At 43.8% G+C, this 24,583-nt stretch carries 31 protein-coding genes; 16 read left to right on the top strand and 15 right to left on the bottom strand.

The genetic code is table 11. The annotated features are described in order from the left end of the window. Nucleotides 1-24 precede the first annotated feature (24 nt). On the bottom strand, nt 25-498 hold the full coding sequence (gene ybaK / locus Q0218_RS05600; protein ID WP_297967281.1) for a Cys-tRNA(Pro) deacylase: 474 nt from the start codon (nt 496-498) through the stop codon (nt 25-27). Nucleotides 499-558: 60 nt separating this feature from the next. Between ybaK and fliL the strand changes: the two genes are divergently transcribed. The 4 genes from fliL to Q0218_RS05580 are packed head-to-tail and all read left to right on the top strand — an operon-like array spanning nt 559 to nt 2,721. Next, nucleotides 559-1,092, top strand: coding sequence for a flagellar basal body-associated protein FliL (gene fliL, locus Q0218_RS05595; protein ID WP_297967279.1), 534 nt, complete (start codon nt 559-561; stop codon nt 1,090-1,092). Continuing rightward, nucleotides 1,089-1,448, top strand: coding sequence for a holo-ACP synthase (gene acpS, locus Q0218_RS05590; RefSeq protein ID WP_297967277.1), 360 nt, complete (start codon nt 1,089-1,091; stop codon nt 1,446-1,448). Before fliL ends, acpS begins: the two co-directional genes overlap by 4 nt. Beyond that, a complete protein-coding gene (locus Q0218_RS05585) occupies nt 1,441-2,367 on the top strand; it encodes a glycosyltransferase family 2 protein (RefSeq protein ID WP_297967275.1) in 927 nt (308 codons plus the stop codon). The genes acpS and Q0218_RS05585 overlap by 8 nt, the downstream gene beginning before the upstream one ends. Then, nucleotides 2,368-2,721, top strand: a complete 354-nt coding sequence (locus tag Q0218_RS05580) for a GtrA family protein (protein WP_297967272.1) — start codon at nt 2,368-2,370, stop codon at nt 2,719-2,721. Between the two features lie 7 nt (nt 2,722-2,728). Here the strand turns inward: Q0218_RS05580 and Q0218_RS05575 are convergent, their stop codons facing one another. The 6 genes from Q0218_RS05575 to Q0218_RS05550 all read right to left on the bottom strand — a co-directional run bounded on the left by Q0218_RS05575 (nt 2,729) and on the right by Q0218_RS05550 (nt 9,309). Continuing rightward, on the bottom strand, nt 2,729-4,084 hold the full coding sequence (locus Q0218_RS05575) for a glucosyltransferase domain-containing protein (protein WP_297967269.1): 1,356 nt from the start codon (nt 4,082-4,084) through the stop codon (nt 2,729-2,731). Nucleotides 4,085-4,547: 463 nt separating this feature from the next. Next, a complete protein-coding gene (locus Q0218_RS05570; RefSeq protein ID WP_297967267.1) occupies nt 4,548-5,159 on the bottom strand; it encodes a TRIC cation channel family protein in 612 nt (203 codons plus the stop codon). A 492-nt stretch (nt 5,160-5,651) separates the two neighbouring features. Further along, nucleotides 5,652-6,821, bottom strand: coding sequence for a HAMP domain-containing sensor histidine kinase (locus Q0218_RS05565; RefSeq protein ID WP_297967264.1), 1,170 nt, complete (start codon nt 6,819-6,821; stop codon nt 5,652-5,654). A 186-nt stretch (nt 6,822-7,007) separates the two neighbouring features. Beyond that, nucleotides 7,008-7,670 (bottom strand): response regulator transcription factor, encoded by a 663-nt coding sequence (locus Q0218_RS05560; protein WP_297967261.1) that lies wholly within the window; start codon nt 7,668-7,670, stop codon nt 7,008-7,010. 250 nt (nt 7,671-7,920) lie between these two features. After that, entirely contained in the window at nt 7,921-8,415 is a 495-nt protein-coding gene (locus Q0218_RS05555) for a DUF1104 domain-containing protein (RefSeq protein WP_297967259.1), read from the bottom strand. Nucleotides 8,416-8,469: 54 nt separating this feature from the next. After that, a complete protein-coding gene (locus Q0218_RS05550; protein ID WP_297967256.1) occupies nt 8,470-9,309 on the bottom strand; it encodes a M23 family metallopeptidase in 840 nt (279 codons plus the stop codon). 94 nt (nt 9,310-9,403) lie between these two features. Here Q0218_RS05550 and Q0218_RS05545 point away from each other — a divergent pair, with 94 nt between their 5' ends. Next, nucleotides 9,404-10,078: a lipid-binding SYLF domain-containing protein gene (locus Q0218_RS05545; protein WP_297967254.1), complete on the top strand. Its 675-nt coding sequence runs from the start codon at nt 9,404-9,406 to the stop codon at nt 10,076-10,078. Nucleotides 10,079-10,102: 24 nt separating this feature from the next. Here Q0218_RS05545 and Q0218_RS05540 read toward each other — a convergent pair whose 3' ends face one another. Next, on the bottom strand, nt 10,103-10,312 hold the full coding sequence (locus tag Q0218_RS05540) for a hypothetical protein (protein ID WP_002945385.1): 210 nt from the start codon (nt 10,310-10,312) through the stop codon (nt 10,103-10,105). Nucleotides 10,313-10,470: 158 nt separating this feature from the next. On the opposite strand from Q0218_RS05540, the gene Q0218_RS05535 reads away from it, so the two are divergent. From Q0218_RS05535 to modD, 10 genes are all read left to right on the top strand, one after another. Beyond that, nucleotides 10,471-10,908 (top strand): transcriptional repressor, encoded by a 438-nt coding sequence (locus tag Q0218_RS05535; RefSeq protein WP_297967251.1) that lies wholly within the window; start codon nt 10,471-10,473, stop codon nt 10,906-10,908. Nucleotides 10,909-11,015: 107 nt separating this feature from the next. Continuing rightward, on the top strand, nt 11,016-11,357 hold the full coding sequence (locus Q0218_RS05530) for an HMA2 domain-containing protein (RefSeq protein WP_297940988.1): 342 nt from the start codon (nt 11,016-11,018) through the stop codon (nt 11,355-11,357). Beyond that, nucleotides 11,354-12,001: an aminotransferase gene (locus Q0218_RS05525; protein ID WP_297967249.1), complete on the top strand. Its 648-nt coding sequence runs from the start codon at nt 11,354-11,356 to the stop codon at nt 11,999-12,001. The genes Q0218_RS05530 and Q0218_RS05525 overlap by 4 nt, the downstream gene beginning before the upstream one ends. 22 nt (nt 12,002-12,023) lie before the next feature. Then, the gene (locus Q0218_RS05520) at nt 12,024-12,473 is read left to right on the top strand and encodes a hypothetical protein (RefSeq protein ID WP_297967246.1); all 450 of its coding nucleotides are present in this window, start codon (nt 12,024-12,026) and stop codon (nt 12,471-12,473) included. Between the two features lie 12 nt (nt 12,474-12,485). After that, a complete protein-coding gene (locus tag Q0218_RS05515) occupies nt 12,486-12,791 on the top strand; it encodes a Cys/Met metabolism pyridoxal-phosphate-dependent enzyme (RefSeq protein ID WP_297967243.1) in 306 nt (101 codons plus the stop codon). Further along, complete coding sequence (locus Q0218_RS05510; RefSeq protein WP_297967240.1) at nt 12,788-13,132, top strand: YtxH domain-containing protein; 345 nt, start codon at nt 12,788-12,790, stop codon at nt 13,130-13,132. Before Q0218_RS05515 ends, Q0218_RS05510 begins: the two co-directional genes overlap by 4 nt. Further along, nucleotides 13,116-15,191 carry a heavy metal translocating P-type ATPase gene (locus Q0218_RS05505; RefSeq protein WP_297967237.1) on the top strand — a complete coding sequence of 692 codons (2,076 nt, stop codon included), beginning with the start codon at nt 13,116-13,118 and terminating at the stop codon, nt 15,189-15,191. Before Q0218_RS05510 ends, Q0218_RS05505 begins: the two co-directional genes overlap by 17 nt. 41 nt (nt 15,192-15,232) lie before the next feature. Next, nucleotides 15,233-16,669, top strand: coding sequence for an alanine/glycine:cation symporter family protein (locus Q0218_RS05500; RefSeq protein WP_297967297.1), 1,437 nt, complete (start codon nt 15,233-15,235; stop codon nt 16,667-16,669). Beyond that, nucleotides 16,666-16,947 carry a helicase gene (locus Q0218_RS05495; protein WP_297967234.1) on the top strand — a complete coding sequence of 94 codons (282 nt, stop codon included), beginning with the start codon at nt 16,666-16,668 and terminating at the stop codon, nt 16,945-16,947. Before Q0218_RS05500 ends, Q0218_RS05495 begins: the two co-directional genes overlap by 4 nt. Next, on the top strand, nt 16,934-17,776 hold the full coding sequence (gene modD, locus Q0218_RS05490) for a ModD protein (RefSeq protein WP_297967231.1): 843 nt from the start codon (nt 16,934-16,936) through the stop codon (nt 17,774-17,776). The genes Q0218_RS05495 and modD overlap by 14 nt, the downstream gene beginning before the upstream one ends. 446 nt (nt 17,777-18,222) lie before the next feature. Here the strand turns inward: modD and Q0218_RS05485 are convergent, their stop codons facing one another. Then, on the bottom strand, nt 18,223-18,876 hold the full coding sequence (locus Q0218_RS05485; RefSeq protein ID WP_297967228.1) for a S24 family peptidase: 654 nt from the start codon (nt 18,874-18,876) through the stop codon (nt 18,223-18,225). A 153-nt stretch (nt 18,877-19,029) separates the two neighbouring features. On the opposite strand from Q0218_RS05485, the gene Q0218_RS05480 reads away from it, so the two are divergent. Then, nucleotides 19,030-19,296: a hypothetical protein gene (locus tag Q0218_RS05480; RefSeq protein WP_297967225.1), complete on the top strand. Its 267-nt coding sequence runs from the start codon at nt 19,030-19,032 to the stop codon at nt 19,294-19,296. Nucleotides 19,297-19,307: 11 nt separating this feature from the next. Here Q0218_RS05480 and Q0218_RS05475 read toward each other — a convergent pair whose 3' ends face one another. The 6 genes from Q0218_RS05475 to Q0218_RS05450 all read right to left on the bottom strand — a co-directional run bounded on the left by Q0218_RS05475 (nt 19,308) and on the right by Q0218_RS05450 (nt 24,577). Further along, nucleotides 19,308-20,072 (bottom strand): DNA adenine methylase, encoded by a 765-nt coding sequence (locus tag Q0218_RS05475; protein ID WP_297967222.1) that lies wholly within the window; start codon nt 20,070-20,072, stop codon nt 19,308-19,310. Nucleotides 20,073-20,185: 113 nt separating this feature from the next. Next, a complete protein-coding gene (locus tag Q0218_RS05470) occupies nt 20,186-21,229 on the bottom strand; it encodes a phage tail protein (protein ID WP_297967219.1) in 1,044 nt (347 codons plus the stop codon). A 17-nt stretch (nt 21,230-21,246) separates the two neighbouring features. Continuing rightward, nucleotides 21,247-21,375, bottom strand: coding sequence for a hypothetical protein (locus Q0218_RS05465; RefSeq protein WP_297967216.1), 129 nt, complete (start codon nt 21,373-21,375; stop codon nt 21,247-21,249). Continuing rightward, nucleotides 21,369-21,560, bottom strand: a complete 192-nt coding sequence (locus tag Q0218_RS05460) for a tail protein X (RefSeq protein ID WP_297967213.1) — start codon at nt 21,558-21,560, stop codon at nt 21,369-21,371. Before Q0218_RS05460 ends, Q0218_RS05465 begins: the two co-directional genes overlap by 7 nt. Then, nucleotides 21,553-21,927: a phage tail protein gene (locus Q0218_RS05455; protein WP_297967210.1), complete on the bottom strand. Its 375-nt coding sequence runs from the start codon at nt 21,925-21,927 to the stop codon at nt 21,553-21,555. The genes Q0218_RS05460 and Q0218_RS05455 overlap by 8 nt, the downstream gene beginning before the upstream one ends. Before the next feature lie 4 nt (nt 21,928-21,931). Then, nucleotides 21,932-24,577 (bottom strand): phage tail tape measure protein, encoded by a 2,646-nt coding sequence (locus Q0218_RS05450; protein WP_297967207.1) that lies wholly within the window; start codon nt 24,575-24,577, stop codon nt 21,932-21,934. Between the last annotated feature and the right edge of the window lie 6 nt (nt 24,578-24,583).

Raw genomic sequence — 24,583 nt, 5'->3', positions numbered from 1 at the left:
TTAGCATTTTTGGGTTAAATTTTACTAAACGGCGACGTCGCCGAGCTTTGCGTTGATGGCTTCTATCAAGCTTTGGGGCGCGATTTTTATCTGTTTTCCGCGCACGCCGGCGCTTACGTAGACGTAGTCTTGTTTTAAAATCCTCTCGTCAAAAAACGTCTCAAACGCCTTTTTCATCGCTATGGGCGAGCAGCCGCCACGGATGTATCCCGTCACTTTTTCAAGCTCTCTTAAATTTAAAAGTTCGCATTTTTTATGCCCACTTAGTCTTGCAAGAGCTTTTAAATTTAAGCTCAAATCGCCCTGTATGCACGCTACGACGTAGCCTTTTGGCTCGCATTCGCAGACGATGGTTTTGTAGATTTTTTCTATTTGCTCGCCGCAAACGGCGGCCACGTGAACGGCGCTTAGATCGCTTTCGTCCACTTCGTATTCGACTAACTCGTAGGGGATATGTTTTCCGTCTAGAAACCTCGCGGCATTTGTTTTATGTACCATTGCCTTCTCATTTTTTAAAAATTTAAGATATAATTATAGCTAAAATTCTAAGGAGAATGAATGGCTGAAGACATTTTGGAAAATCAAAGCAAAAAAGGAAACGGGCTGGTTCTCGTCATCATCATCGTTATTTTGTTGCTTCTTTTGGTAGTCGGCGGGTTACTAGCGTTTTTACTAATGGGAAATAGCGAAGATGCCGCGCAAGCGCAAGCGGTACAGGCGCAAACCGAGCAGGTTCAAGCTTCGGCGCCTAAAAATACCGCAGGCAAGCGCTCAAACGACTATATAAATATGGGGCCCGTTTATCCGCTAGATCAGTTTATCGTAAATTTACTTAGCGAAAGCGGCTCGAGATACCTAAAAACAAAGGTCGATCTAGAGCTTAGCGCCGAGACGCTAACGCCTGAAATCGACAAGAAAAAGCCGCTAATCAGAGACATCATCGTATCGACGCTATCGTCTAAAACATACGAAGAAGTCAGCACTCAAAAAGGTAAAAACCGCCTAAAAGACGAGATAGTAGACCGCCTAAACGAGGTTTTAGCCGACGGTCATATAAAAAATATCTATTTTACCGACTTTGTGGTGCAATGATCGGTATAGATATCGTAGCGATCTCGCGAATCTCAAGGCTTAAAGAGCGGCGAGGCGAAGATTTTTTGAGATATTTTTTAAGCGACGAAGAGATAAGTATCGCAAAAACGGACGCTACGGTAGCGGGATTTTTCGCAGCCAAAGAAGCTATCAGCAAGGCTCTTGGTTGCGGGATCTCGGCCGAGTTTTCGTTCTTTGACGCTCAAATTTACAAAGACCACAAAAATGCGCCTAAAGTAAAATTTTCAGAAAAAATCATTAAAAATTTTAACGTAAAAGGCGCCGAAATAACGATTAGCCACGACGGCGGATTCGCGATCGCCGCCGCTATACTACAAAGAAAAGAAAATGAATAACCCGACAATCTCCATAATAGCCCCCTGCTATAACGAAGAAGAGACGATAGAGCCGTTTTTACGACGTATAGAAGAAATTTTGGCTCAAATAAACGAACCGTACGAAATAGTATTTATAAACGACGGCAGTAAGGACAACACGCTAAACGTCTTGCTAAACGCGAAACAAAATTTTAAAAACATAAGGATTATAAATTTCTCAAGAAATTTCGGCAAAGAAGCCGCGCTAACGGCGGGTCTGGATAAAGCTAGAGGCGAGGCCGCGATACCTATAGACGTAGATTTGCAAGACCCGCCCGAACTCATAAAAGAGCTCGTAGCAAAATGGCGAGAAGGATACGACGTCGTGCTAGCCAAACGCGCGGATAGAACGTCGGATAGCTTTGCCAAAAGGGTAAGCGCAGATCTTTTTTATAAACTAAACGGCAAAATTTCAAACGTGGATATACCAAACAACGTCGGAGACTTTAGGCTGATGAGCAAAAGAGTCGTAGAAGCGCTAAAGCAACTACCCGAAAATCAACGATTTATGAAGGGGCTTTTTGCGTGGGTCGGCTTTAAAACGACCGTCATCGAATACGTCAGAGAAAAACGCGAGGCCGGACAAAGCAGCTTTAACGGTTGGAAGCTTTGGAATTTCGCGCTTGACGGGATAACTAGCTTTAGCACTCTGCCTCTTAGAATTTGGCTTTATATCGGCGCATTGGTTTCTTTTTTATCGTTTTTATACGGTAGCTTCATTATCTTAAAAACCCTAATATTTGGCATAGATTTGCCAGGATACGCATCGCTTGCGGTTATTATGCTATTTTTGGGCGGTATCCAGCTCATCGGGATAGGGATTTTAGGCGAATACATAGGCAGAATCTACTCCGAGTCCAAGCGCCGTCCAAGCTACATAATAGAAGGCGAATACTAAGTGCAGGTCGTAAAATACGGCCTAGTGGGCGCTTTATCCACGCTCATTCATATATGCGTAGCCTGGACTTATATGTATTTTACTAAAGGCTCCGTCGTAATCGCAAATATCGCCGCTTTTTTAGTCGCTTACGTTTTTTCGTATCTGGCTCAATCAAAAATAGTTTTTAAAAGCGGTCTAAATTTTAAAAAAGCCATTAAATTTTTCTTTATTCAGTTTATTGCCCTACTGATAGCTATGTTTTTGAGCGATTTTACGGATCAAAACGGCTACGTAAAGACCGTCTTGATTATTTTTGTTATGCCGATTATAACGTTTTTGATCCATAAATTTTGGACGTTTAAACAAAATTAGCCTATCCTTATAGCGGCGTAAAGATAATCGAAACGCAGTTGTTGTCGTATCTTATTAGAGTATGCAAAGGCGTTTGTATGCGCTTTACTTCTTTTTTTCCCTCCTGCATGCAAAGCCCGGGAGCCCAAACCTCGTGCCACTTGTGCAAATCGTAAGCCCAGTACAGCCAGTTTATATTAAATATATCAGACTGTGCGATTATAGGAAAGGTTTTTGCCGCCGTTACGGCTGCGGGCGATCTCAGATCGGCTCCAAAAATAGAGTTAAATCCAAATTTCTCGCCGGCCGGAATGATTTTGTTAAAGTCCTGCAGCGCTAGCTCTACTCTATATCTTGCGTATTGAGCTTGCTCTTTCATCGCGTTTGCGTACGCATAGGACTGGACTATTAGCGAATAGGTCAAAATACAAGCGACGAATTTGGGTAAAAAGGATAAAAATTTAACCTCTAATTTTAGAGAAAAAATAAAAATTATCGCTAAAAATACGCCAGCACCCATAAACATCCTAGAAAAAAACAACTGTTTAACTAAAATCAAATATGCGCCGTAAGATAAAAGCAAACCTAAGACGATAAAACAAATCGTAAAAATTGCCGCTAGTATTTTGTTTATCTTCGCGGTTTTAACGGCCGCCAAGAAGAACATAAAAACGCCGGCGATAAATATAGAAACAAACACGGTTTTTCTAAACGTAAATCTGTAATATTCGTAAACGCGTTCTAAATTTCCTTTTATGCCCTCATACGCTTGGCCTAAAGAGAAAATTTCGTTTGACGTGTAGTTATCTACCGTTTGCATAACGAAAAATCTATAAATCAAAAATGCGCAAACATAAGAAAAAATCAAAACTCCGATTAGTTTAAGCGTCTGAGAGGGCTTGCGTCCGGCTAAAATCCCATCCAAAACCGCAAACAAAGATAGCATCAAAAAAGCGGAATTTCCAGCCTGATAGGTCGTAAGCGTAAGTTGCATGCAAAGTATGGAAACAAAGATAAAAGCGAGTTTACGCCTCAAAAACAAAAAAGAAAATATCGGAGCAACTAGGGCTATCGTCATAAAGATACTGTCGAATTTATAGCTCATATTTTCTAAAAAATAGGGGCTTAGACCTAAAATAACGCTGGCGATTAAGCCTAGTTTGGAGTATTTTTTTAAAATAACCTTAACCAAAACCATGGAGCCGATAGATAAAAGCCCTATAGATAAAAGGTGCGTTAGAGGCGAAGCTAGAACATTTCTGTGCTCGCTAAGATATATAAATTTCGATAAATACTCGGACATATACCTACTAAAAAGGAAAAAATCAAACTGCCCTGTCACCGACCTGTAGTAATCATCAGAGTAGTTTATGTTATTTATCATCAAGGCAAAATATCCCAGGAAATAAACCATATAAATAAAAATGAAATATTTTAGAAAATCTTTCTGTTTAAAAAAATGTAAAAAAATAAATTTAATAAAAATGATATTTTTTAAAATTAGATTCATACTCTTTCCCCAAGATAGATTAAAAACAACCGTAAAAAGCCTTTTTGCGGTACTAAAATGAATTTGGATTATATTTTTTTATTCATTAAAGTATATTGAATGCATATTTCAAAAATCATCACTCTTGCAAGCTTTTGGTTCATAATAATGCAAAGGTTCGCAAAATTTAGCCTAAATTTGGCATCCTTTGGCAAAGCCGTTGCAACCGGCTAAATTCCGTAAAACCATAACATAAATTTAAACAAAAAGCATTTAGAAATCAAATTTTAAAATTTCAGCGCGATTTACGCCGCAAAACCAAAATCGATTTTAGCCTTAATACAAAATAAAGTAAATTTTACTTTTGGAGTCTAGGCAAATGCCAGCCAAGGTAATACGCCGCAAGCCTAAACGCGATACCAAACGCCAAAAGCCCCATCACCCAAAAAACGCTAGTAAGTCCGGCGTAATCCATCGCAAAATAAAGCAGCCCCACTACGATACTAACCGTCGCGTAAAGCCCGGTTTTTAGGCACCACGGCACTTCGTTAAACAGCACGTCGCGCATCATGCCTCCGCCCACGCCGTTGCAAAGCGCGAGCAGCACGACGCCAAAGACGTTGTAGCCAAACTGCAGCGCCACGATCGCTCCAACGATAGAAAAGCTCACCAGATCTACGGCGTCGGTGGTGACGAAGAGAAATTTTTTCTCGATATCGCTTCGCTTGTGAATGCGCAAAAACGCCGATAAAAAGAGCATCGCCATCACGATAATGCACGGAGCGTAGTGCGTAAACGAATACGGCGGGCGCGAGACGATGGCGTCACGCATAAATCCGCCTCCAAGCGCAGTCAGAAGCGCGGCGATAAAGATGCCCAGCCAGTCGCAGTCGCGCTTAACCGCAAAGATAAATCCGCTCGTGGCGGCCGAGGCGATGCCGATATATTCGGCTACCAGAAGTGCTGTCATTTAGTGCCTTAAGTTTTAAACGAGATTTTACATTTTTAAAATAAAAAAGCAGTTAAATTTAAACAAAACTACGGTGGCGGGCGCAAACGAGCGGCAAAAGTGCCAGCACGCACGGACGGAGCGATTTGACGAATACGGCAAAACAGCTGTCCTCATAGCTACGGCGCATCGGAAATTTGGGCGCGTCTACGCTGCGACGGCAGCGATAAATATAACGTCAACTTCCGCAAAATCAAGCCCGTCTCGTGTCAAAATCCAAAGCCGTTAAAATTTAAGCGAAATTTAACGCAAGAGAGCAAAACTAAGCGCATCTTACGCAAAGAGCAGGACGGCAGAAATTTGGCAAATGGGTAAATTTATACCCAGACGTCCGCGAGAGCATTTTGACTAAGATAAGATACTCGCGATTTTACCGTTCAATTTGCTTTGCACTCCCGCTCGTATATCAAGTTTAGCCGAATTTGATGGCAACCGCACCGCCGTTGAACGGGACTAAATTTGCGCGCTGCCGCCAAAACCGACGCGAAACTCCGTTAGCTCCTCGCCGCTTTTACACGAGATTTTAAACCCTAGCTCTTTACAAAAAGTTTTAACGATATGAAGCCCGATGCCAAAGCCGCCGTTTCGCTCGTCAAACCGCGTGTAAAGATCAAAAATCCGCGGCAAATTTTCTTTCGCGATACCTGCGCCGCTGTTTGAAATCGCGAGCGCTAAGGGAGTTAAATTTACGCTTACCGAGCCGTTTTCGTCGCAGTATTTTATGGCGTTACTTAGTAGATTGTCGATGATTTTTCGCGTTTTTTTATAGGATGAGCGTAGCTGCACCTCGGCGATTTGCGTGCTTAAATTTATATTTTTTTGCTCCAAATTTAGTCCAAAATACCCGATCCTCTCGCGCACCAACTCGCTCAGGCTAAAGCTCGTCGCCGCTACGTCCTCTTTGCCGCTAAGTTTTACCAGCGTGAGGTCCTCGTAAAGCGTCGAAATCGTTTTAGAGGCGGTTTTTATGTTATTTAGGTATTTTTTAGGATTGGTTTCAAACATCTCGATACTCATCAAAATAACGCTAAGAGGCGTGTTTATCTCGTGCGTCGTGTCCCTGATAAAGCCGTTTAAAAAGTCGATACGGCGGTAAAGCGGACGCAGCGAAAGACGGATGATAAAATAAGCTATGACTAAAATAGCAAGCAGTATCATAAACGAGAAAAATATTATCTTTAGTTTTAGCGTGAGAATCGCAAACTCGGGATCTGCGACCTTGACCGCGACGTAGTACTCCTCCTCGCCGAGGCGATTTTTGAGGTAAAACTGCACTACCGAGTTCGCCCCATCCTTGTATCTTTGCGGCATGCCCTCGCGCGGCTCAAAATCATCCTCGATCTCCTCGCCCGTTTTTAAATTTACGGCAAAAGCCTCGACGTCGTCGAAATCATCGTCGTCTATCTCGCCGTTTTTTTGTAGTTTATTTTGCAGGTGATGCTGCAAATCTCGCACGATAAATACGTCGCGATCGAGTATGAAATGCTTCTCGCGCTCGTAAAACATCTGCGCGAAAAAGACCAAAAATGCGGCACTCGTGATGAAATAAAGCAAAAATATAGGTAAAATTTGACGGTCCAAAAGTGCTGCAAAGGCTTTTTTAAGAGGTTTTAGCAAGGACATTTGCCGCCTTTTGGATTAAATTTAATGGTGCCTCGCGGACGTAAAATTTGAAGCTTAAAACTGCAAAAGATTCGCGTAAATTTGGATAAAATTTTAGACCGACAGCCTACTCTTTGCCGCGCGGTAGTTGCAAAATTAGCGCCATTTTCGGCCCAAAACCCAAACCGCCAAGCAACCGCGAAAAGCTTAAACATATTTATAACCTAGCTTTGAGGCGCTCACGATACGCTCTTTGCCTAAAATTTTACGCAGCTCCGCGATATAAACGCGCAGGCTAAGCTCGCTAGGACTCTCGTCGTAGTCCCAAATTTGAGAATAGATCTCGTCTCTGCTTAAAAATTTATCCTGATTTTTTAACAAAAGCGCGAGCAGCCTGGACTGCTTTTTAGGCATCGAGACAGCCTTGCCGTCACGAAATAGCAAGCCCTGATTCATATCAAAGCCCAAATTTTCGCCCAGATTTATCAGCTCGTTTTTATTGTGCACGAAGGTACGTTTTAGCAAATTTTGCACGCGCAGATGAAGCTCTTTTAGCTCAAACGGCTTTTTGATATAGTCGTCGCAGCCGCTAGTAAAACCGCTTTGCACGTCATCAAGCGTATTTAGCGAGGTTGTGAATATGCAAGGCGTGTTTTTGCCCGCGTTTCGCAGCTCCCGAAGTAGCGCAAAGCCGCTGCCGCCGATGATCTTGACGTCGAATATCCAAAGATCAAAGTTGCTTTCATAAGCCAAATTTAACGCATCGTCGTAGCTTTTTGCGCCCGCGGTCTCGTAACCCTGGGCCTCCAGATACGCGCGCATCATCTCAAGCAGCATATTTTCGTCCTCGACGATCAAAATTTTACTCATTTTTGCTCCGTTTTCGTTTGTTTTTGTCGTTTTACGGCGTTTTATCCGCTTGATTTTTGTTTCATCTATCGGCGTAGCTTTGTGCTAAATTTTTCGCCCAACGTCTCAAATTTACTTTAAATTTGCCAGCTTGCGCTCAAATTTAGCCACAAACAGATCCTGTGTAAATTTATCAAATTTCATCTAAATTTGAAGGTAAAATTTCATAAATTTATAAGTTCGAGCCTCCAAAAAGGAAGCTCGAATTTTATTATTTCATCGGCTGTTTTAGGCCTTTGTAGCCGCCGGTTTGATTACAATCTCCAGCATTTGCACAGTCCTGCGCCATCATACCTTTACCGCCATGCTTAAATCCACCCTTAAAATCGCGCTTAAATTTCTTGTGAAAATTATCGTCGTCATCGTGATCTTTTAGCTCGATATCAAGCCTTTTTGCTTCCGCCACGCTTAGCGCGCCAACCTTGTCATTGTAGCTTTTGCGAAAATCCTGCATGAAATTTTGCCTATCGGCGACGCTCATAGCATCCATTTTCTTTACCATCTCGGCTTTTAGCCCGCGTTTGGCCTCTTTGGCTTCAAATTTTAGCTTGCCCGCGCGCTTATCTATCTCAAAAGCCACCTCGCTAAGCGTCTTTGCGTCGGCGTTTGCGACCATTTTATAAAGCTCGTCGTTCGTGCTATTTTCAAGCGACGCGGCAAAAAGTCCGCCCGCAACCAGCATACTAATCAAAACTACTTTTTTCATTTTCTCTCCTTTAAAAAGATGAGCGAAGTTTAAAGAAAAGTCGTGAAAAAAATGTTAATTTAAAATTTCGTTGATTTTTTTGACGAAATTTAGCGGATTTACCTGCACGCCGCCCGCGATCACGCCAAAGTGTAGGTGTGGCCCGCTCACTCGCCCGCTAGCGCCGCTAAGTGCGATGATATCGCCTTTTTTGACGCTTTGTCCGACTTTGACGTTTAGCGCGCTTAGATGATAGTACTGCGTGTAAATACCCTCGCCATGGTCTATAACCACAGATCCACCAGCGTAGTAGCGATCTTTTGCGATGGCGACTACGCCGTCGTTTGCCGCGATCACCGACGTGCCGACCGCGGCCCTAAAATCCGTGCCGCCGTGGTAGCTTTTTAAAGTGCCATTAAATACGCGCGCAGTGCCGAACGGACTCGTAACCGCCGAGCTCATCGGCAGGATAAATTTGGAGTTAAATTTTAGCCCGACGTTGGCCGTGGCGTAGATTTTATTCGCCTCCTCGCGCTCCTCCTCGATGCGCTTTAGTACATCTTTTGGCGGCGTCACCTTGCTGCCCTCGACAGTTATTTTTTCTTTTTTGTATTCGCCCTCTACGATCTTAAAAATTATCGTCTCATCGCCACTTTTAAGCCCATTTATTAGCTTTATTTCGCCCTTTTGACGGTAGCTAGCGGCGACGATGGCAAATTTTAAATTTTCATCCCCGGGCACGCTAAGCCAGCGCTTTTTCTTGCCGTCAATGCTTAAATTTCCGGCAAATTTAGCCTCCACCTGCACTATCTCGACGTCGCCGTTTACGATCGTCTGAGTTTGGCTAGGCGCGCCGCCCTGCCCTTTTGCGCTCAAATTTAAACAAATCAAAACGGCTAAAATAATTTTTTTCATTTAACTCCTTTCTGCATAAGGTTAACGAACATTTTTTAAATTTAATAAAAAAATACTATAATAGCGGGTAAATTTTACAAAAAAGGAAACAAAAATGAAAAGATTTTTAAAGCTTGCAACTTGCGCACTGCTATTTACGCAGCTTGCTTATGCTGATTTTACGCAAAATCAAAAGGTTAGGACGTCGCTTGATATCCTAAACGACTTAGGCACTCAAAAACTGCTAAATACAAAGGATACGAGCGAAGTTAAGGGTATAATCATTATCCCTGAGATGGTAAGCGGAGGCCTGATAGCTACTACGCATTCAGGCGACGGTATCTTTATCGGTAGAAACGACGATAATGAATGGAGTAGCCCGATATTCGTTAGCTTTAAAGGCGGCGGCATCGGTTTGCAGGCGGGATATAAATCAACCGACCTAATTATTTTAATCAAATCAAGAAGATCGTACGCAGGACTACTAAACGGAAAAGGACAAATCGATCTAAGCGCCGATGCAGTGATACTCGGTGCAGGCGAAAAAGCGGGAGTTATGACTGATTTGCCCGAAATTTCGGCTTGGGCTACGGAAAGAGGCAAAAGCAGAGGGCTTTTTGTCGGAGTTAGCATAAATACCTCTTTGATAGTCGTCGATAAGCAAGCTACGTTTGATTATTACGATAGAATGTATGATATGGAAGATATTTATAACAACTCGCCTAAAGAGTCTAGGTACACAAAAAAGCTTCAAGAAATAGCGAATAAATTTTTTCAGTATAAAAAATAAGAAAAACTCGGTTTAGCCGTTTGGCTAAACCGTATAAAGAGAAACGAACCTTTTTTTGTTGATCGGCGAAAACTGAGTCATATATTCAAACGCTTCTTCATAATCGCCGTCGGTGTATTTCGCAACCTCTTCTATAAGCTCGAAAAGCTCCTCGTCGTCAAGCGATTCAAAATTGCCTCGATTTTCCAAAACCTCCAGCAAAACAGCCTCAAGCTCTAGCTCGTCGTACGTCATAGTCGCCCTTTTAAAAAATTTGCGGAATTATGCCAAAATAACCTTTATAATCGCTTAGCCAAAATCTTGATTTTTTGAGAATTAGTCTTAAATTTATCGCATTATCAGCTTATTTTACTATAATTAGAACCTATTTTTATAAGGCAAAGCGGCTATAAATGCACAATTTTGATAATTTTTATATGAAATTTTTAGAGTTTTTACGAGATTGCGGATATAAAAATTCCGCCGCTAAAGAGCAAATTTTAAAAATTTTATTTTCTAGCGACGAGCATCTTAGCGCAAGCCAGATAAAAACGAGGATCAAAAGCGAATTTAGACGAAATTTGAGCCTAACGGCGATATATCAGTTTTTAAATTTTTTACAAAAATTCGGTTTAGTTCTTGCTTTTGAAGAGGACGGAACGAATAAATTCGAGCTGAACTTAAGGTTGCACCACGATCATCTCGTCTGCACGAAGTGCGGCGCGGTGGAGAGTTTTTTCGATAAATACATAGAAGAAAAACAAGAACAAATTTGTAAAAACTCAGGCTTTAAACTCGAAGGTCATGCGATGATTTTATACGGTTTTTGCCCAAAATGCCAAAACAAATAGCCTATTTTGCGCCTTTTTATCAAAAATGATTTGATAACGATATGCAAAAAACTTTTAGTTAAATTTAAGCGTAGCAAAACGATAATACGCAAAAACAAAGGAGAAACATGAGTGCAGCGCCACATATACCATCAGAACTAGTCTTACGCATAGCTTCGTATTTCACGCCGATCCACCATGTCGCAGGCCGCTTAAGGGTTCGCGTCAGCAGCGATATCAAAAAGGAAGCAGACAGCTTGCCGTTAGAAAAAATAGATCAGACGATAAAGCAAATAGACGGCATAAAAAACGTCAAATTTAACAAACTAATCGGCTCGGCTACCATAGAGTACGACCACGAAATTTTCCCGAAAAAGATGTGGGACGATCTGCTAAAAGGCGAAAATTTACACGAGATCTCGGCTCTAATCAATAACCTAGCGCAAAAAGCTACCGGCGGCGCAAGATGAACGAAGAGCTAAAACAAGCCGCAAATGCGGTTTTTTTACTAGAGTCGCAGGGGGTAAAATTTTACGATAGCGTAAAAGAAAAAGATGAGATTTTCGCTCAAATTTTAGCCGTTAGGCAAAGCGGACTGGAGCTTTTAAAGCCTTATGCAGATCAGGCCGATCCGCAAGTTTTTTACGCTTTAGCGTGCGAGGATCTTGACGCTTGCTTTATAAAAGCCCTAAACTACGAGCTTGAGCTAAACGCATTTTATGAAAATTTGACCGACGGCCTTGGCGACGAAAACTTTAAAGACGTCTGCTTTAGGCTCTGGGCGACGTCAAATAACGAATACATCCCGGCTCTAAAAGCAAAGCTAGCTCAAATTTTAGCCGCGCAGTTTCAAGCTGCGGATAACGCAAGCCAAGAGGAGCAGGCGCAAACGGCTCAAAATCAAAGCGAAAATATCTTAAACGCTTTTGATTCAAGCAGCTTTAATCAAATCAGCCAAACGCTAGAGCGCATAAGCTCCGGGCAGGGCGGCAAAGACGACGTCATCGCGCTTTTAAATAACCCGAATTTTTCATTTTTCGGCGGACTGGCGCTGGGCGGACTAGCCAGCATGATGCTAAGTAAAAATTTAGACAAAAACAAAGATAAAGAATAAAATTTAACACAAAGGATAAAAAATGGCATTACCGTTTATCGCAGGCGCGATTTTGGGTGGTTTAGCCGTCGCGGCTTTCGGCAATAAAGAAAAGATCAAATCGGCTCTTGAAACCGGACTAGATAAGGGCAAAGAGTTTGCCCAAAACGCAAAAGACTATGCGCAAAAAAAAGCTAGCGAAGTAAAAGAGTATGCAGAGGAAAAATTTGCTAAAGCGTCCGAAGAGGTCAAAAGCGAAATAAAAAATCGCAAAAGGCGTACTAGCGAGGAAGTAGCGGCAGAAAAAACATCTACTATAAAACAAGGCAGAAAGAAACCGGGTCCAAAAGCTAAAAAACCGGTAGCAAAAGCCGAACAAGAACAAGTAAAACCTCAAGAACTAAAGCCAGAAGCCAACGTGACCGAGGAAACTAAAGCGATGGCAGACAGTATCGCAAACGCGCTTGAAGCAAATTTGGGCAGAAATCACTAAAAAAGGTAAAATATGGCGCTAACTTCAACCACTAGACTTCCGGCAGACCACTTAATAAGCGGCGCGCTAATCGGCGCGATGGCAGCCGGCGGCGTAGAAATACTAAACTATAAAAAAGGCAAGGTCAGCAAGACGCAGGCCGTAGCTAAAACGACTAAAATAGCTATCCAAGGCGGTATCGTCACGGCGTGCGCTATCAGCGCATCAAACAAACTAGTCTCGGCGCGCTATCTCGCGGCTGCGGCAACCGTTGCCGTCGGTATCGCCGGCGTAATCGCTACGGAAAAAATAATCAAAATTTTAGAGGAAGATAAATGAAAAACCCTTACATAAACGAAACGCAAACTATAAATCAACTAAACGAAGACGGTAGCACGACTACGACTACTACGACGGTAAAGACTACCGGTGCCCCAAGCGCGCTGGATAATAGTATAAATAATGCGCTAAAAGACTTTATCCCCGCAAATTTTAATGCCGCTGGCTTCATAAAAGGCGCGCTAATAGGCGGCGTCGCAGCCTACTTGCTAACCAATGAAAATGCCCAAAAGGCGATATTTTCCGCTATCGTAAAGGGGTCAAATTTGCTTCAAGCCGGATTTGAGGAGTTAAAAGAACGCTTTGAAGACGTAAAGGCTGAAATTGACTCCCAAAAATAACGTTCGCATCGCGCATCTAACCAAAAACCGCGCTAGGTTTATCTGCGAACGCATCGGCGAAAACTGCGACGAAAGCCATCTGGAGGCGCAAATTTCCGAATTTAAATACGTAAAAAGCGTCAGAGTAAATAAAAAAGCCAAGAGCATCGTGGTCGGCTTTGAGTCAAATTTAGACGAGATTAAAGATTTTATCGAGAATTTACCGATTAAAAATTTAAGCAAGCGTAAAGAAGTGCCGAGCAAGGCTGAAATTTACAAAGCCGCAGCCGCTTTAGCTCTCACTCCGCTGATCAGCAGCAATGGCGTAAAGGCCGCGGTTAGCCTCGTCGCCGCAGCTCCTTTGCTAAAAGAGGGCGCAAGCGAAGCCGTAAACGAGGGCGTAACCTCAAAGGCTCTTGAAGCCGCGGCTGTCGGCGTGAGCTTAGCTAGACGCGACTTTTTAGCCGCAAATAGCACGAATCTCATGCTAACGATCGGCGAATATATGGAAGAAAGCGCCGTACATCGCAGCGACGATCTTATCAAAGAACTAGCCCGTCCAAACATCGAAGAGGTCTGGATCGAGATAAATAATAGCGGCGAAAAATCTCTCAAAAAGATCTCGACCGCCGACGTCAAAGTAGGCGACATCGTGGTCGTCGGCGCAGGCGAGAGTATCGGTATAGACGGCTATATCGTAGAAGGCACCGCAAGCGTAAATCAAGTCTCGATGACGGGCGAAGCAGAACCGGTCAAAAAAGAGCGCGGCGACCGCGTGATGAGCGGAACGGTCGTAGAAGACGGACGCATAAAAATTTGGGCCGAGAGCATAGCTGCCGAGAGCGCGACTGCGAGGATAAAATCATACATCCAAAGCTCGCTAAACGAAAAATCCTCCGTCGGGCTAAAAGCCACGAGGCTAGCCGACAAGCTAGTGCCAGTTACGCTAAGCCTAGCCGGCGTTTCGTATCTGCTTAGCCGCGATATGACGCGCGTTGCTAGCGTCTTGCAGGCGGATTATTCCTGCGCGCTAAAGCTAGCTACGCCCGTCGCCTTTAAATCAAGCATCTCAAAAGCAGGCCGCAATGGCGTGCTGATAAAGGGCGCTAAATCTATCGAAGCGCTAGCGAGCGCCGATACTTTCGTCTTTGATAAAACGGGTACGCTAACGCACGGCAGCCTAAGCGTCGTGAAAGTTCACTCGTTTAAAAAAGAATTTAGCGAAGCGCAGCTACTAAATTTGACCGCAAGCGCAGAAGAGCACTACTTCCACCCCGTAGCCGAGGCTATCGTAAAGGCCGCGCGCGAGATAGGTTTTCATCACATTCATCACGACGAGGTCGAGTTTATCGTTGCTCACGGCGTGAAAACCTACGTAGGCGGCAAAGAGGTCGTGATCGGCTCGCGGCATTTTTTAGAGGACGACGAGCAAATTTCGTTTAGCAAGCACGAAGAGATCATAAAAAACGAGGTAAATAGCGGACTTACTCTACTATACGTAGGCTACGACAAAGAGCTTTTAGGCATAATCGCTATGCGCGACACTATGCGAGAAAACGCCGCGCAGACGCTAGCAAGACTGCGACAACTGGGCGTAAAAGAGCTCATCATGCTAACAGGCGACGTGCAGTCTAAAGCCGATCAGGTAGCAAGCGAACTAGGTATCGATAGAGTCTATGCAAACTGCCTGCCTACCGATAAAGCAGGCATCATCGAGCAGTTAAAAGCCGAGGGTAAAAAAGTAGCCTTTATCGGAGACGGCATCAACGACGCGCCAAGCCTCACCAAGGCTCACGTAGGCATCAGCATGCAAAAGGGCGCCGATATAGCAAAAGCTACCGCCGACATAAGCCTGCTAAAAGACGACATCAGCTCCGTCGCCGCCGCAAAAGACATCGCAAATAAAACCATGAGGCTGATAAATACGAATTTTAACGCCACCGTCGGCATAAACTCGCTAATCCTAGCGGGCGCGACGTTTGGGCTATTTAACCCTATCGCCACGGCCGTTTTACACAACGGTACGACGATCGGACTACTGGCAAATTCGATGAAAGGCGTCAAAATAGGCGCAAAATAAATTTAAAGGGATGACGGTTGATAGATAAAATTTTAAAATTTATGAACGACGAGATGTCGCTAGTCAACGACTTTTTATACGGCTATTTTTTGGTTATAGTGCTTGTTGTTGCAGGTATTTATTTTAGCTATATCACGAGATTCGTGCAGTTTAGGATGTTTTTTGAGGCCTGCAAGGTTTTAGTCGAGAAAAAAGACAAATACAACAAGCACCACCTCACGCCCTTTCAAGCGCTTATGATTTCCACCGCTTCGCGCGTGGGTATCGGAAATATCGCAGGCATCTCCGCCGCTATTGTCGCAGGCGGTCCAGGCGCGCTATTTTGGATGTGTTTGATGGCTTTTTTGGGTGCGGCTTCGGCATTTGCCGAGAGTACGCTAGCTCAAATTTACAAGACCAAAGACGTATTCGGATTTAAAGGCGGCCCGGCATACTACATCAAAAACGGCCTAGGGATTAAATGGCTAGCTACGCTTTTTGCCGTTATCCTCGTCATCACCTACGCATACGGATTTAACGGCCTACAAAGCTACACTATGACCTCCGCCTTTCAAATTTACTACGACCAAAGTGCGGGCGCTACGAGCTTTAGCGATAGCGGCTTGCCCGTGGGTATCGGCCTTATACTTACCGCATTTGCGGCGGTGATGTTTTTTAGCAAGAGCCACGTCATCGGCAAGGTTAGCTCCTATATCGTACCTTTTATGGCGCTTGCTTATATCTTGCTAGCATTTATCGCGATATGCTTAAATTTAGACAAGCTCCCGTCTGTCTTTGATATGATTATAAAAAGCGCGTTTGATTTTAAGGCGATATTTGGCGGATTTGCGGGTAGCGTGATAGTCTACGGTATCAAGCGCGGACTGTTTTCAAACGAAGCAGGCATGGGTTCTGCGCCAAACGCGGCGGCCGCTGCTCACACGAGCCACCCGGTTAAGCAAGGACTCGTGCAGGCGATGGCGGTTTTTATAGATATGACGATCTGCGTGGCTTCTGGTATGATAGTGCTTTTCTCGCAGGCTTATATCACAAAGCAAACCGGCGTTAGCGGCGAGCCGCTCACCGCTCTTCCTTTAGTGCAGGCCGCGATGCGCGAGTACTTCGGCGAGATAGGGCTGCACTTTACGACGCTTGCGGTGGTGCTTTTTGCTATCACGTCGCTGATCGGCAACTACTACTACGCGCAGGCAAATATCAAATACCTTACCAAAAATCACAAAATCGCCACGGCATTTAAGGTTACAGCAGTCGCGATGATATTCGTCGGGGCGCAGATGAATCTAACTATCGCGTGGAATATCGCCGACATTACGATGGCTGCGATGGCTACGATAAATATCGCTGCGATCTTTATGCTCTCAAAAGTCATGATAAAAGCCCTAAAAGACTACGAATCGCAAAGAAAAGCGGGTCTAAATCCGGAATTTGACCCCGAGAGTATCGGCATAAAAAATACCTCTTGCTGGAGCAAAAAATGAAAATAGGCGGGGAACTTTTAAATTTACAAACCCATAGAAAAGTCGCCAAGGTCGGCATGAGCGTCACTTTAGCGGCTGTTTGCGTTACGGCTTTGGGGATGCTCGGACGTAACAAAGGCGGCTTTAAAAAGTGGCACGTAGCCTCAGGCGTCGCGTTTATAGGTTTTTCGCTCTATCACGCGGGCCTCTACGATAACGGTTTTTTTAGAAACATGATCGTAAACGCAAATAAGAAAAACGCCGAAGCTAAGAGGCTAGCAAGCGATGATAAAGCTTAGCGACGCCGAAATTTTAGCCTATATCGGCGAGGATCTGCCCTACTTTGACCTCACGACCTCGCTTCAAGGCATCCGTAAAAGCGCCGTTTTAACCATACTGCCTCGCGAGGACGTGACGGTTAGCTGCGTAGACGTCGCCGCTCGCATCGCGCAGTTGCTTGACTGCCAGGCGCAAATTTGCGTCCCAAACTCAGCCGTCGCAGCCGCAAAAGAGCCGATCGTAAAAATAAGCGGCAGCTACGATAATGTGCATAAAGCCTGGAAACTGGCGCAAATTTGCCTAGAGTACGCCTGTAAAATCGCCACCTACGCAAGAGCGATGAAGGATGCGGCAAAAAGCGTAAATCCAAAATGCGAAATTCTAGCCACGCGCAAGAGTTTCCCGTTTGCTAAGAAATTTTGCCTAAAAGCCGTGCTTGAGGGCGGCTGCGGCATACATAGGCTAAATTTGAGCGAAAGCGTGCTGTTTTTTAAAAATCACATCAAGGCTTACGATTCGTACGAGGAGTTTTTGGCTCAAATTCCAACTTTTAAAGCAAAAGCTCCCGAGCGCAAAATAGCCATCGAATGCGAAAATTTAGATGATTGCGAAGCACTTTTAAAGGCGGGCGCCGACGTCGTGCAGTGCGATAAATTTACGCCGGAAGCCGTAAAGCAAGCGGTAGGTCTACGAGATAAAATCGCCCCAAACGCGACCATAGTCGCAAGCGGCGGAATAAATCTAAAAAATGTCAGAGAATTTGCCGGCACAGGCGCGGACGCGCTCGTTACGTCAGCTATGTACGCGCAAGGTATGGCAGATATCACGGCGATTTTAGAGATAGCATAATTTGCAAATTTGGCGAGCAAACAAGGCGCCAAATCTAAACCGATATTTTGCAAAGCATGAGTTTAAATAAAATTTAAGTAAATTTGCATTGCCTCCTATACTCGCCGGGTAAAGGCTAGACCAATACGAATCTACTTTCGGCGATTATCTTTCAAATTTTCAAAAAAACCATCGCCAAAAGAGCTAAAATTTAACGATAAATTTAAAGCCGCCCTATCATAATTTAAAACAAATGCGCCGAGTTTGAATCATAAATTTATGAGCTTAACCTTTGTCTGCATTGCCAGAAACCCTTCTGGATTTATATCGGCGCGCATTTAAAATAAGAGTATCTTGCATATAAAATGAGAGCGAGGCAGAAATCCATGTTCTTTCACTCTCATTTTATATGCCGATTTTGTCCTTTTAAACGCCCTTTAAAATGTCTTTAAAACTCTTGTTCTCTTTTAATCTATATGCTTCATGTCTCTAAGTAGACCTACAAATCTACCTACTATTTGACATTCACATTGATAAAATCTCATAGGTGTATAAATAGGATTGTAAGATACCAACATTAATTCTTCTCCTTGTTTATAGCACTCTTTGATGACTAGCCCGTCCGGAGTGTTTACCGCATATACGTTTCCGTCTTTATATGGTACGCCTCTTGCTATCATGCATAAATCCCCGTTACACAGATGGGGCTCCATACTATCGCCTTGAGCAGGTATAATATCAACAGGATAAGGCCCGCTGCAGTTACTAAATTTATTTAATATTTTATTATCCATTACTACCTCGTCGAAATCTTCGTCTTCATTCCAACCTCCGCCGCCGAGGCTTGCTCTAACGTTAAACAGCCTTAGAGTTTTATATCTCTTTTCGGACTCGTCCAAACTTTCGCCCTCTTGATTGTAAAAGAATAAATTGATAGAAATTTTGCGTTTTACTAAAAAATCCATTATTTGCTTATACGGTACGGCGTTTCTAAATTTCATTTGAGCGTAGGCGTTGGGGTTTATTCCCAGTTCTCTAGCTACATCGCCGTCTTTAATGTTTTTCTTGCCTTCGGTAGCCAATATGTCCTTTAATCTTTCCGTAACTTCGTTCATATTCATACACTCTCCTTTTGGTTTTATTTTGTAATAAATTTATCTAATTTTAGTCCAAATGTTAAAATTTATTATATTTTATAAGGAATATGCCCAAACCACAGCCCATACACAGCTGTGTAGAGTTATAGTCTACTATAAAGAAATAAAGGAGATAATATGGTAAGAGCCGAGCTTAAAAGGTTGATCATAGAAGCCCGGGATTTTGATTTTAGGAGTAGAACAATGTTTTGTATATGGAGCCCGAGCTGGAATGCCAAGATAACGATAGAGGGTAGGTATGAATATAAAATAGCCGATATCAAAAGCGAGATTATAAGATGTGAAAAGGCCATAAACTGTGGTGAGTTAGCCTGTAATGTTAAAAATCAAAAATACATGGCTGCTCTTTACAAAGAATTAAAAAGACTAGGTGGGACGGCATAAACCTCCGCCTCTTAAAAATTCATAATCAATAGCTCGCCGCTAGTTTTTCTTTCCACTGCGTTGTTTAGGCTATAACTTACCTCAAGCTCTTTGATATTAAGGCCCGCGTAAAGATCGCGCACCATTTCGCAGTCGTTATAGCTAAGCATAAATTTGGCCTTGATGCTCTTTAAAATTTGAGCTAAATTTTGATGATCAGACGTCGTAAATCCATCTGCCGTCTTGTAATAATTTTCCGTTCCTACGTAAGGCGGATCTATGTAAAACAGAGTATCGGCACCGTCATATTGTCCTATCAACTTTTCATAGCTCAAATTTTCTATAGAAGCGCGCCTTAGACGCCTTGAATATATAGAAAAGTCCTTGTATATATTTTTAGCACTCCTGTTTTTGGGCATGGCAAAATTATCCCCTTTTGCGCCAAAACTTAGGCTTATTTGATAGTAGTAAAACGCCGCAGCCTCTATCTTGTTTTTAGGTTTTATCTTGCCCTCTTTTATGGCGTAGAATATCTCACGGCTTTTTAGCATAGCGTCCACATAGGCACTTAGGCTTTGCGGTCTAGTCCCAATAATGCGGTGTAAATTTATGAGGTTGCCGTTGATATCGTTAATTATCTCGATTTTACTTGGTTCTTTTTGATAAAACACCGATAGCGCACCGCCGAAAACTTCAACATATTTAATATGCGGCGGCATAAGAGGGATTATCTTGCTTGCCAACTTTGATTTACCGCCTACCCAAGCAAACGGAGCCTTTAGTTTAGTAGTCTTCATGATTTTCCTTACAAATTTAAATTTTTCGCTACCTTGTAAGAAAATTTAGTAATATTACCTTGCTACTTTGTATTTACGAGGTGGGGTTGCCGGCGGCTTTGCTTCGTAATTTTTTACCCCTCAAATTCAATCTCTATTTCGTAATTATCCGTACTCAATCTATGGCTTACGCTTTTGATACTGAATTCGTTTGCTTCTAGCCCCGCTATACCGCTAAATTTAAGCTTTCCGCCCGCCACTATATTTGCTCCGGGCAAAGAACACCTGCCGTTTATGCCGCCTTTTTGCAGTTCGTTTAGCTTGGCTTCGCCTTGCCTAAAAGCCTCGTTATCTGATTTTGGTTGGGCTATTTGCATCTTGTAGGTTTGCTCTCCCGAGCCTACCTTGATACTCTTTGTTTTTCCCGCTTCTATATCTTGCCACTCTACTATAACCGCCCCATATGAGTTTCTGTTGGCTTCGGTTATCTCTAATGAGTAAAGCTCGCCTAAATTTAGGGTAAATTTAGGCAAACTCTCGTTTTTAGGCGTGTTTGAAGTTTGCGTTTCGTCCCCTTTGGCGTCTTTGGAAGCTATGACGATGGTGGCGTTTTTTACGGCCATAATAAAGCCGTAATCAAAGCATAACCCATACAAGAAATCTAGATCTCCCGCGTCGTTTTGCAAGACGGATGCGATGTTTTGATCCTGCCCGGACGTTTTTACGGCAAGCTTATTTTCGCCGGCTATTTTCCTTGCTATTTCAAATACGGTGGTATTCTCCCAGCTTCTGCGCTTTTTTATCTTTTGGGGGCTTGCGAAATTTACGGCAGTGGCTCTTACTTCGGTGGTTTGGTTTTTATAATCCCTGCTAGCCGTTTGCACGCTAAACGAGCCGCAAAGATATAAATCATTACTCGATGCGCGCGTAGTCGCGCCGCCCGCTTGCGTAAAGCCGCCGCTAAGCGGGCTTTGCTCGCTAGCGGCGTCGGCATACCCGAGCCAAAGCTTTAGATTATCGCCGAACACGGGCTTGGCGTATATGCCGCTAACGCTAAAGCTTATCTCGTCGCTTTTGCTGCCTTCCTTGTCGTCGAAATTTAGGCTGATTAAATTTGCCCTGATTATCTCCGTAATATCTTTGCCGTTTGCTTCGAGCTTAAAATTCGGGTGTTTCATCGCTTGCCTTTTTCTACTTATACTTCGTTGCCGTCTCGCTCGACTTCGGTTACATATAACGCATACGCTCCCTTGTCTCGCTCGCCGCCGCCTTGCCTAAGCGAAAAATGCTGCGCGGTAATTTTATTGCCTTGAATTTTTACCATAGCTTATTTTGCTCCTTGGCTTTCTCTTTTATCTCGGGCAAAAATACCTTGTCGCCCGCTTTAAGCGTAGCGGCTAGTTTTGGATTTAGAGCTAATACTTGCTCGAAAAATCTTAAATGTCCGTAATGGTTATAGACGATAGTATCGAGCCTATCGCCGTCTTTAGCTATGTAAATTTTATCCATCGTAATCCCTTTTTAGCTCCAAACTAAAGCTCTGCGTAAAAAACGCTCCGTTTGGGGTAAATACGGCTTGTTTTTCGCTGATTTTTATAACCGCGAACCTGCCGAAATATTTGCCGTTTCCGTTGGTTAGCGCATAGCTTTGTCTACCGCGCGCCAGCTCGTAAAGCCTTTTTAATGCCGTCTGTTTGTCGCCGTTATAGGGTAAGGTTTGACCTTCTATACTGATAGTTTGGTTTCCTAAATTTGCCGCAAATAAAACGGGGTGATTTTGGATACGGTCCTGCGAGCTTATACCAAACTCGGTCTCGAGCGATATACCGCCCACCTGTTTCCATGTAAATTTAAAGCCTCCTAAATTTAAGACCATATCGCTACCTTTGCTCTCTTATTTCAGTGTTGGCACTGTTAAATTCATCTCTTTTAAGCGCCTCTTTGACGCCTCTTGTTATTTGAGCCTTGAAATTTTCTAAATCAAATTTGCCGCTTTCCCCAAATAGCCTAAAATCCCCCGTGAAGGTAACGTTAATAGCCCCGGGGGCGCCGCCTACTTTTTCTTTGTATCCGGGCGATGCCCCAAGAATGCCGCCGACTCCGCTCGGTTTTTTGGCATCAATGCTTGGCGCCGCTTCGTTTGCCTTTAAAATTTGGTTTATGGAAGCGTTGTGGTTTTTGTCTTGGAGCGTATCCGAGCTAAACTGCGGCAAGCCTGTATACGCAGGCAGCTTGACGTCTTTTATCGGGTCTTTTGCCTTAGCGATCTTGACTTCCTGCGGTGCGTCATCGTTGAACCAAGAAAAAGGGTTGTACCAATTTGCCTCTTTTCCGTCTCCTATACCAAGGGCGTCTTTCGTCCAATCAGTAGCCGCCCCGAGTGCATCGCCGATAGAGCTAACCGTATCTACGATCCATTGAAATTTGCTTGCCACCCAATCAAAAAAGCCCCCGAATAGCTTGCTCCAAAAATCTATCGAGGCGTTGAATATAGGCTTTAAAAAATCGGCTATAGGCATGAATATATCTTTGAAGAAATTTGCCACAGGGGTAAAGATAGAGACTATACTGTCGTATGCCCATCTAAATACCTCCATGATAGCGTCTATAAAGCCGCCCGCCATCTCGTATATCTTTTGCCAGATAGAGCTAAGAAAGCCGGCTATCCCTTGCCAAATACCGCTAAAAAAGTTTGCGACGCTTTGCCAAATTTCTTTAAAAAACTCCGCTACGCTACCCCATAGGTTGTTAAACCAGTCGGCTACGCTTTGACATACATTTTTGATCCAAACTATCGCGTTATCCCAAACCGTCTTTATCTTTTCCCAAAAATTTAGGAAAAATTCTTTGACCTCGTCCCAGTGTTCTACGATATAGGCTCCCGCTGCCCCTATGGCTACGACGAGGGCTCCGATACCGGTAGATATAAGAGCTAGGCGCATAATCTTTGCGCCGATGGCCGCAGCCGTGAAGCCCGCGCGTAAAATAACTAGACCTCTGCCGAAGGCCAAAGAAAGCGCGGTAGATATCCTTACTACCGTATTCCATGCTGCGGCTAGTATCAGAGCGGCTCTGAGCCTAGCTCCTACGAGCCACGTGGCTGCCGCTTGTATCTTAAGAGCTGCGGCATGAGCCAGGGTTCTAGCTCTAGCTATCATCGTAACGGGGTTTAAAAACCTAAGCACCCTGACCAAGGTTATAAACGCATCCGTTGCGCTAAGGGCGGCTATCCTTACTATCAAAAATACGGGCTTAAATAGCATAAGCCCCGCTACCGCGCTTATCATTACTGCCGTAAGCGTTGGAAATTTAGCGCTTAAGTCGCTTAAGAATTTAGCTAAAGAGCTCAACATCGACGCTAAAGAGTTGGTAAGCGGTAAAAAGGTTTCTCCTAAACTAGAGCCTAAATTTCTCCAGGCTTGCATAAGCCTTTGGATGCCCGACTTTGCAGTATTTAGTTTAACTTGTAATTCTTTTTGCATGCTTCCTGCGGCTTCGTCCGAAAAGGCCATTTTCATATTGGCTTTAAAAGCATCCATATTGGTGATGAGTCCTGCGATCTCGTCGCTAAAATTTCCGCCCATAAGATCATAAAGTAGTCCGGCTTGGAGTTCTTTGGGCGCAGCGGCAATACGATCTAAAAATAGCGTTACGGCTCCCGCGGCATCTTTGCCGATAGCTGTTTTTAGATGTTTAGCATCTAGGCCTATCGTAGCTAGCGCCTCGTGAAATTTCTTGCCTTGGTTGTCTATATTGGCTAGCCTAGTATAAAGGGAATTTAGCGAAGTGCCTACGACCGACGGGGCTTTGCCTGTACTTAGCATGCTTGCCGCTATCGCACTGGCGGCTTTTTCGTTTAATCCGAGCAAATTTGCATTTCCCGCCGTTAAAGAGGTGGCCGTAAGTATGTCGGCTGCTCCTGCGTTAGTGACTTTATTGTCAAGCAAATTCACGACGTCGAAAAACTCTTTGAGCTCATCGACCTTATCTAGCTTAAAGCCCACTTTCATATTATTAGCTGCAGTAGCCACTTGCTCGGCGCTCATTTCAAACGCCGTAGAACCCGTAGCCAACAGTCTCGTATACTTTACGAGATCTTCGCCAGCTAAATTTATCTTGCCTCCGCCGCTTGCGATATTTGCGATATTTTCAAAGCTTTCTCCAAGCTCGCTTGAAAGCCCTCTCATCTCGTTTTTTAGCTTTAGTAAGTTTTCTTCGCTATCGTCTACGTATTTTTTGACGTTAGCAAAGGCTGCTTCGTCGTCTATGGCTAGTTTTATAGGCACTGCTATGACACTGGTTTTTAAAGCGTTTGGTATTTGGGCCAGCTCGCTCGTTAGATTCGACCTCATGCTCCTTAAATTTTCTTGTAAGTTATTTAATCTGGCGTTATCAAGAGAACCCAGAGCCTGCCTAGCCTCATTTATCGTCCTGGTCATATTCCTTAGACTATCTCTTAGTGTATTTATCTGGCTTAGGCCTCTAACGGCTAGGCCGATACCGATACCTACCGACGTCTCTTGCATTTGCGC

Source organism: uncultured Campylobacter sp., assembly GCF_938039245.1.
GTDB lineage: Bacteria > Campylobacterota > Campylobacteria > Campylobacterales > Campylobacteraceae > Campylobacter_A.
This window is presented reverse-complemented; position numbering and strand designations above follow the sequence as displayed.

Bases quoted from the DNA above. Each gene is read 5' to 3' on its own strand.
- Q0218_RS05575 (WP_297967269.1), bottom strand. From the start codon at position 4,084: ATGATAAATAACATAAACTACTCTGATGATTACTACAGGTCGGTGACA.
- Q0218_RS05535 (WP_297967251.1), top strand. From the start codon at position 10,471: ATGCACAATTTTGATAATTTTTATATGAAATTTTTAGAGTTTTTACGA.
- Q0218_RS05530 (WP_297940988.1), top strand. From the start codon at position 11,016: ATGAGTGCAGCGCCACATATACCATCAGAACTAGTCTTACGCATAGCT.
- Q0218_RS05480 (WP_297967225.1), top strand. From the start codon at position 19,030: ATGGTAAGAGCCGAGCTTAAAAGGTTGATCATAGAAGCCCGGGATTTT.
- Q0218_RS05455 (WP_297967210.1), bottom strand. From the start codon at position 21,927: ATGGTCTTAAATTTAGGAGGCTTTAAATTTACATGGAAACAGGTGGGC.
- Q0218_RS05485 (WP_297967228.1), bottom strand. From the start codon at position 18,876: ATGAATATGAACGAAGTTACGGAAAGATTAAAGGACATATTGGCTACC.
- Q0218_RS05550 (WP_297967256.1), bottom strand. From the start codon at position 9,309: ATGAAAAAAATTATTTTAGCCGTTTTGATTTGTTTAAATTTGAGCGCA.
- Q0218_RS05545 (WP_297967254.1), top strand. From the start codon at position 9,404: ATGAAAAGATTTTTAAAGCTTGCAACTTGCGCACTGCTATTTACGCAG.
- Q0218_RS05510 (WP_297967240.1), top strand. From the start codon at position 12,788: ATGAAAAACCCTTACATAAACGAAACGCAAACTATAAATCAACTAAAC.
- Q0218_RS05555 (WP_297967259.1), bottom strand. From the start codon at position 8,415: ATGAAAAAAGTAGTTTTGATTAGTATGCTGGTTGCGGGCGGACTTTTT.
- acpS (WP_297967277.1), top strand. From the start codon at position 1,089: ATGATCGGTATAGATATCGTAGCGATCTCGCGAATCTCAAGGCTTAAA.
- Q0218_RS05525 (WP_297967249.1), top strand. From the start codon at position 11,354: ATGAACGAAGAGCTAAAACAAGCCGCAAATGCGGTTTTTTTACTAGAG.
- Q0218_RS05585 (WP_297967275.1), top strand. From the start codon at position 1,441: ATGAATAACCCGACAATCTCCATAATAGCCCCCTGCTATAACGAAGAA.
- Q0218_RS05475 (WP_297967222.1), bottom strand. From the start codon at position 20,072: ATGAAGACTACTAAACTAAAGGCTCCGTTTGCTTGGGTAGGCGGTAAA.
- Q0218_RS05470 (WP_297967219.1), bottom strand. From the start codon at position 21,229: ATGAAACACCCGAATTTTAAGCTCGAAGCAAACGGCAAAGATATTACG.
- Q0218_RS05495 (WP_297967234.1), top strand. From the start codon at position 16,666: ATGAAAATAGGCGGGGAACTTTTAAATTTACAAACCCATAGAAAAGTC.
- ybaK (WP_297967281.1), bottom strand. From the start codon at position 498: ATGGTACATAAAACAAATGCCGCGAGGTTTCTAGACGGAAAACATATC.
- Q0218_RS05570 (WP_297967267.1), bottom strand. From the start codon at position 5,159: ATGACAGCACTTCTGGTAGCCGAATATATCGGCATCGCCTCGGCCGCC.
- modD (WP_297967231.1), top strand. From the start codon at position 16,934: ATGATAAAGCTTAGCGACGCCGAAATTTTAGCCTATATCGGCGAGGAT.
- Q0218_RS05520 (WP_297967246.1), top strand. From the start codon at position 12,024: ATGGCATTACCGTTTATCGCAGGCGCGATTTTGGGTGGTTTAGCCGTC.
- Q0218_RS05465 (WP_297967216.1), bottom strand. From the start codon at position 21,375: ATGGTAAAAATTCAAGGCAATAAAATTACCGCGCAGCATTTTTCGCTT.
- Q0218_RS05540 (WP_002945385.1), bottom strand. From the start codon at position 10,312: ATGACGTACGACGAGCTAGAGCTTGAGGCTGTTTTGCTGGAGGTTTTG.
- Q0218_RS05460 (WP_297967213.1), bottom strand. From the start codon at position 21,560: ATGGATAAAATTTACATAGCTAAAGACGGCGATAGGCTCGATACTATC.
- Q0218_RS05515 (WP_297967243.1), top strand. From the start codon at position 12,486: ATGGCGCTAACTTCAACCACTAGACTTCCGGCAGACCACTTAATAAGC.
- Q0218_RS05560 (WP_297967261.1), bottom strand. From the start codon at position 7,670: ATGAGTAAAATTTTGATCGTCGAGGACGAAAATATGCTGCTTGAGATG.
- Q0218_RS05450 (WP_297967207.1), bottom strand. From the start codon at position 24,577: ATGCAAGAGACGTCGGTAGGTATCGGTATCGGCCTAGCCGTTAGAGGC.
- Q0218_RS05565 (WP_297967264.1), bottom strand. From the start codon at position 6,821: ATGTCCTTGCTAAAACCTCTTAAAAAAGCCTTTGCAGCACTTTTGGAC.
- fliL (WP_297967279.1), top strand. From the start codon at position 559: ATGGCTGAAGACATTTTGGAAAATCAAAGCAAAAAAGGAAACGGGCTG.
- Q0218_RS05500 (WP_297967297.1), top strand. From the start codon at position 15,233: ATGAACGACGAGATGTCGCTAGTCAACGACTTTTTATACGGCTATTTT.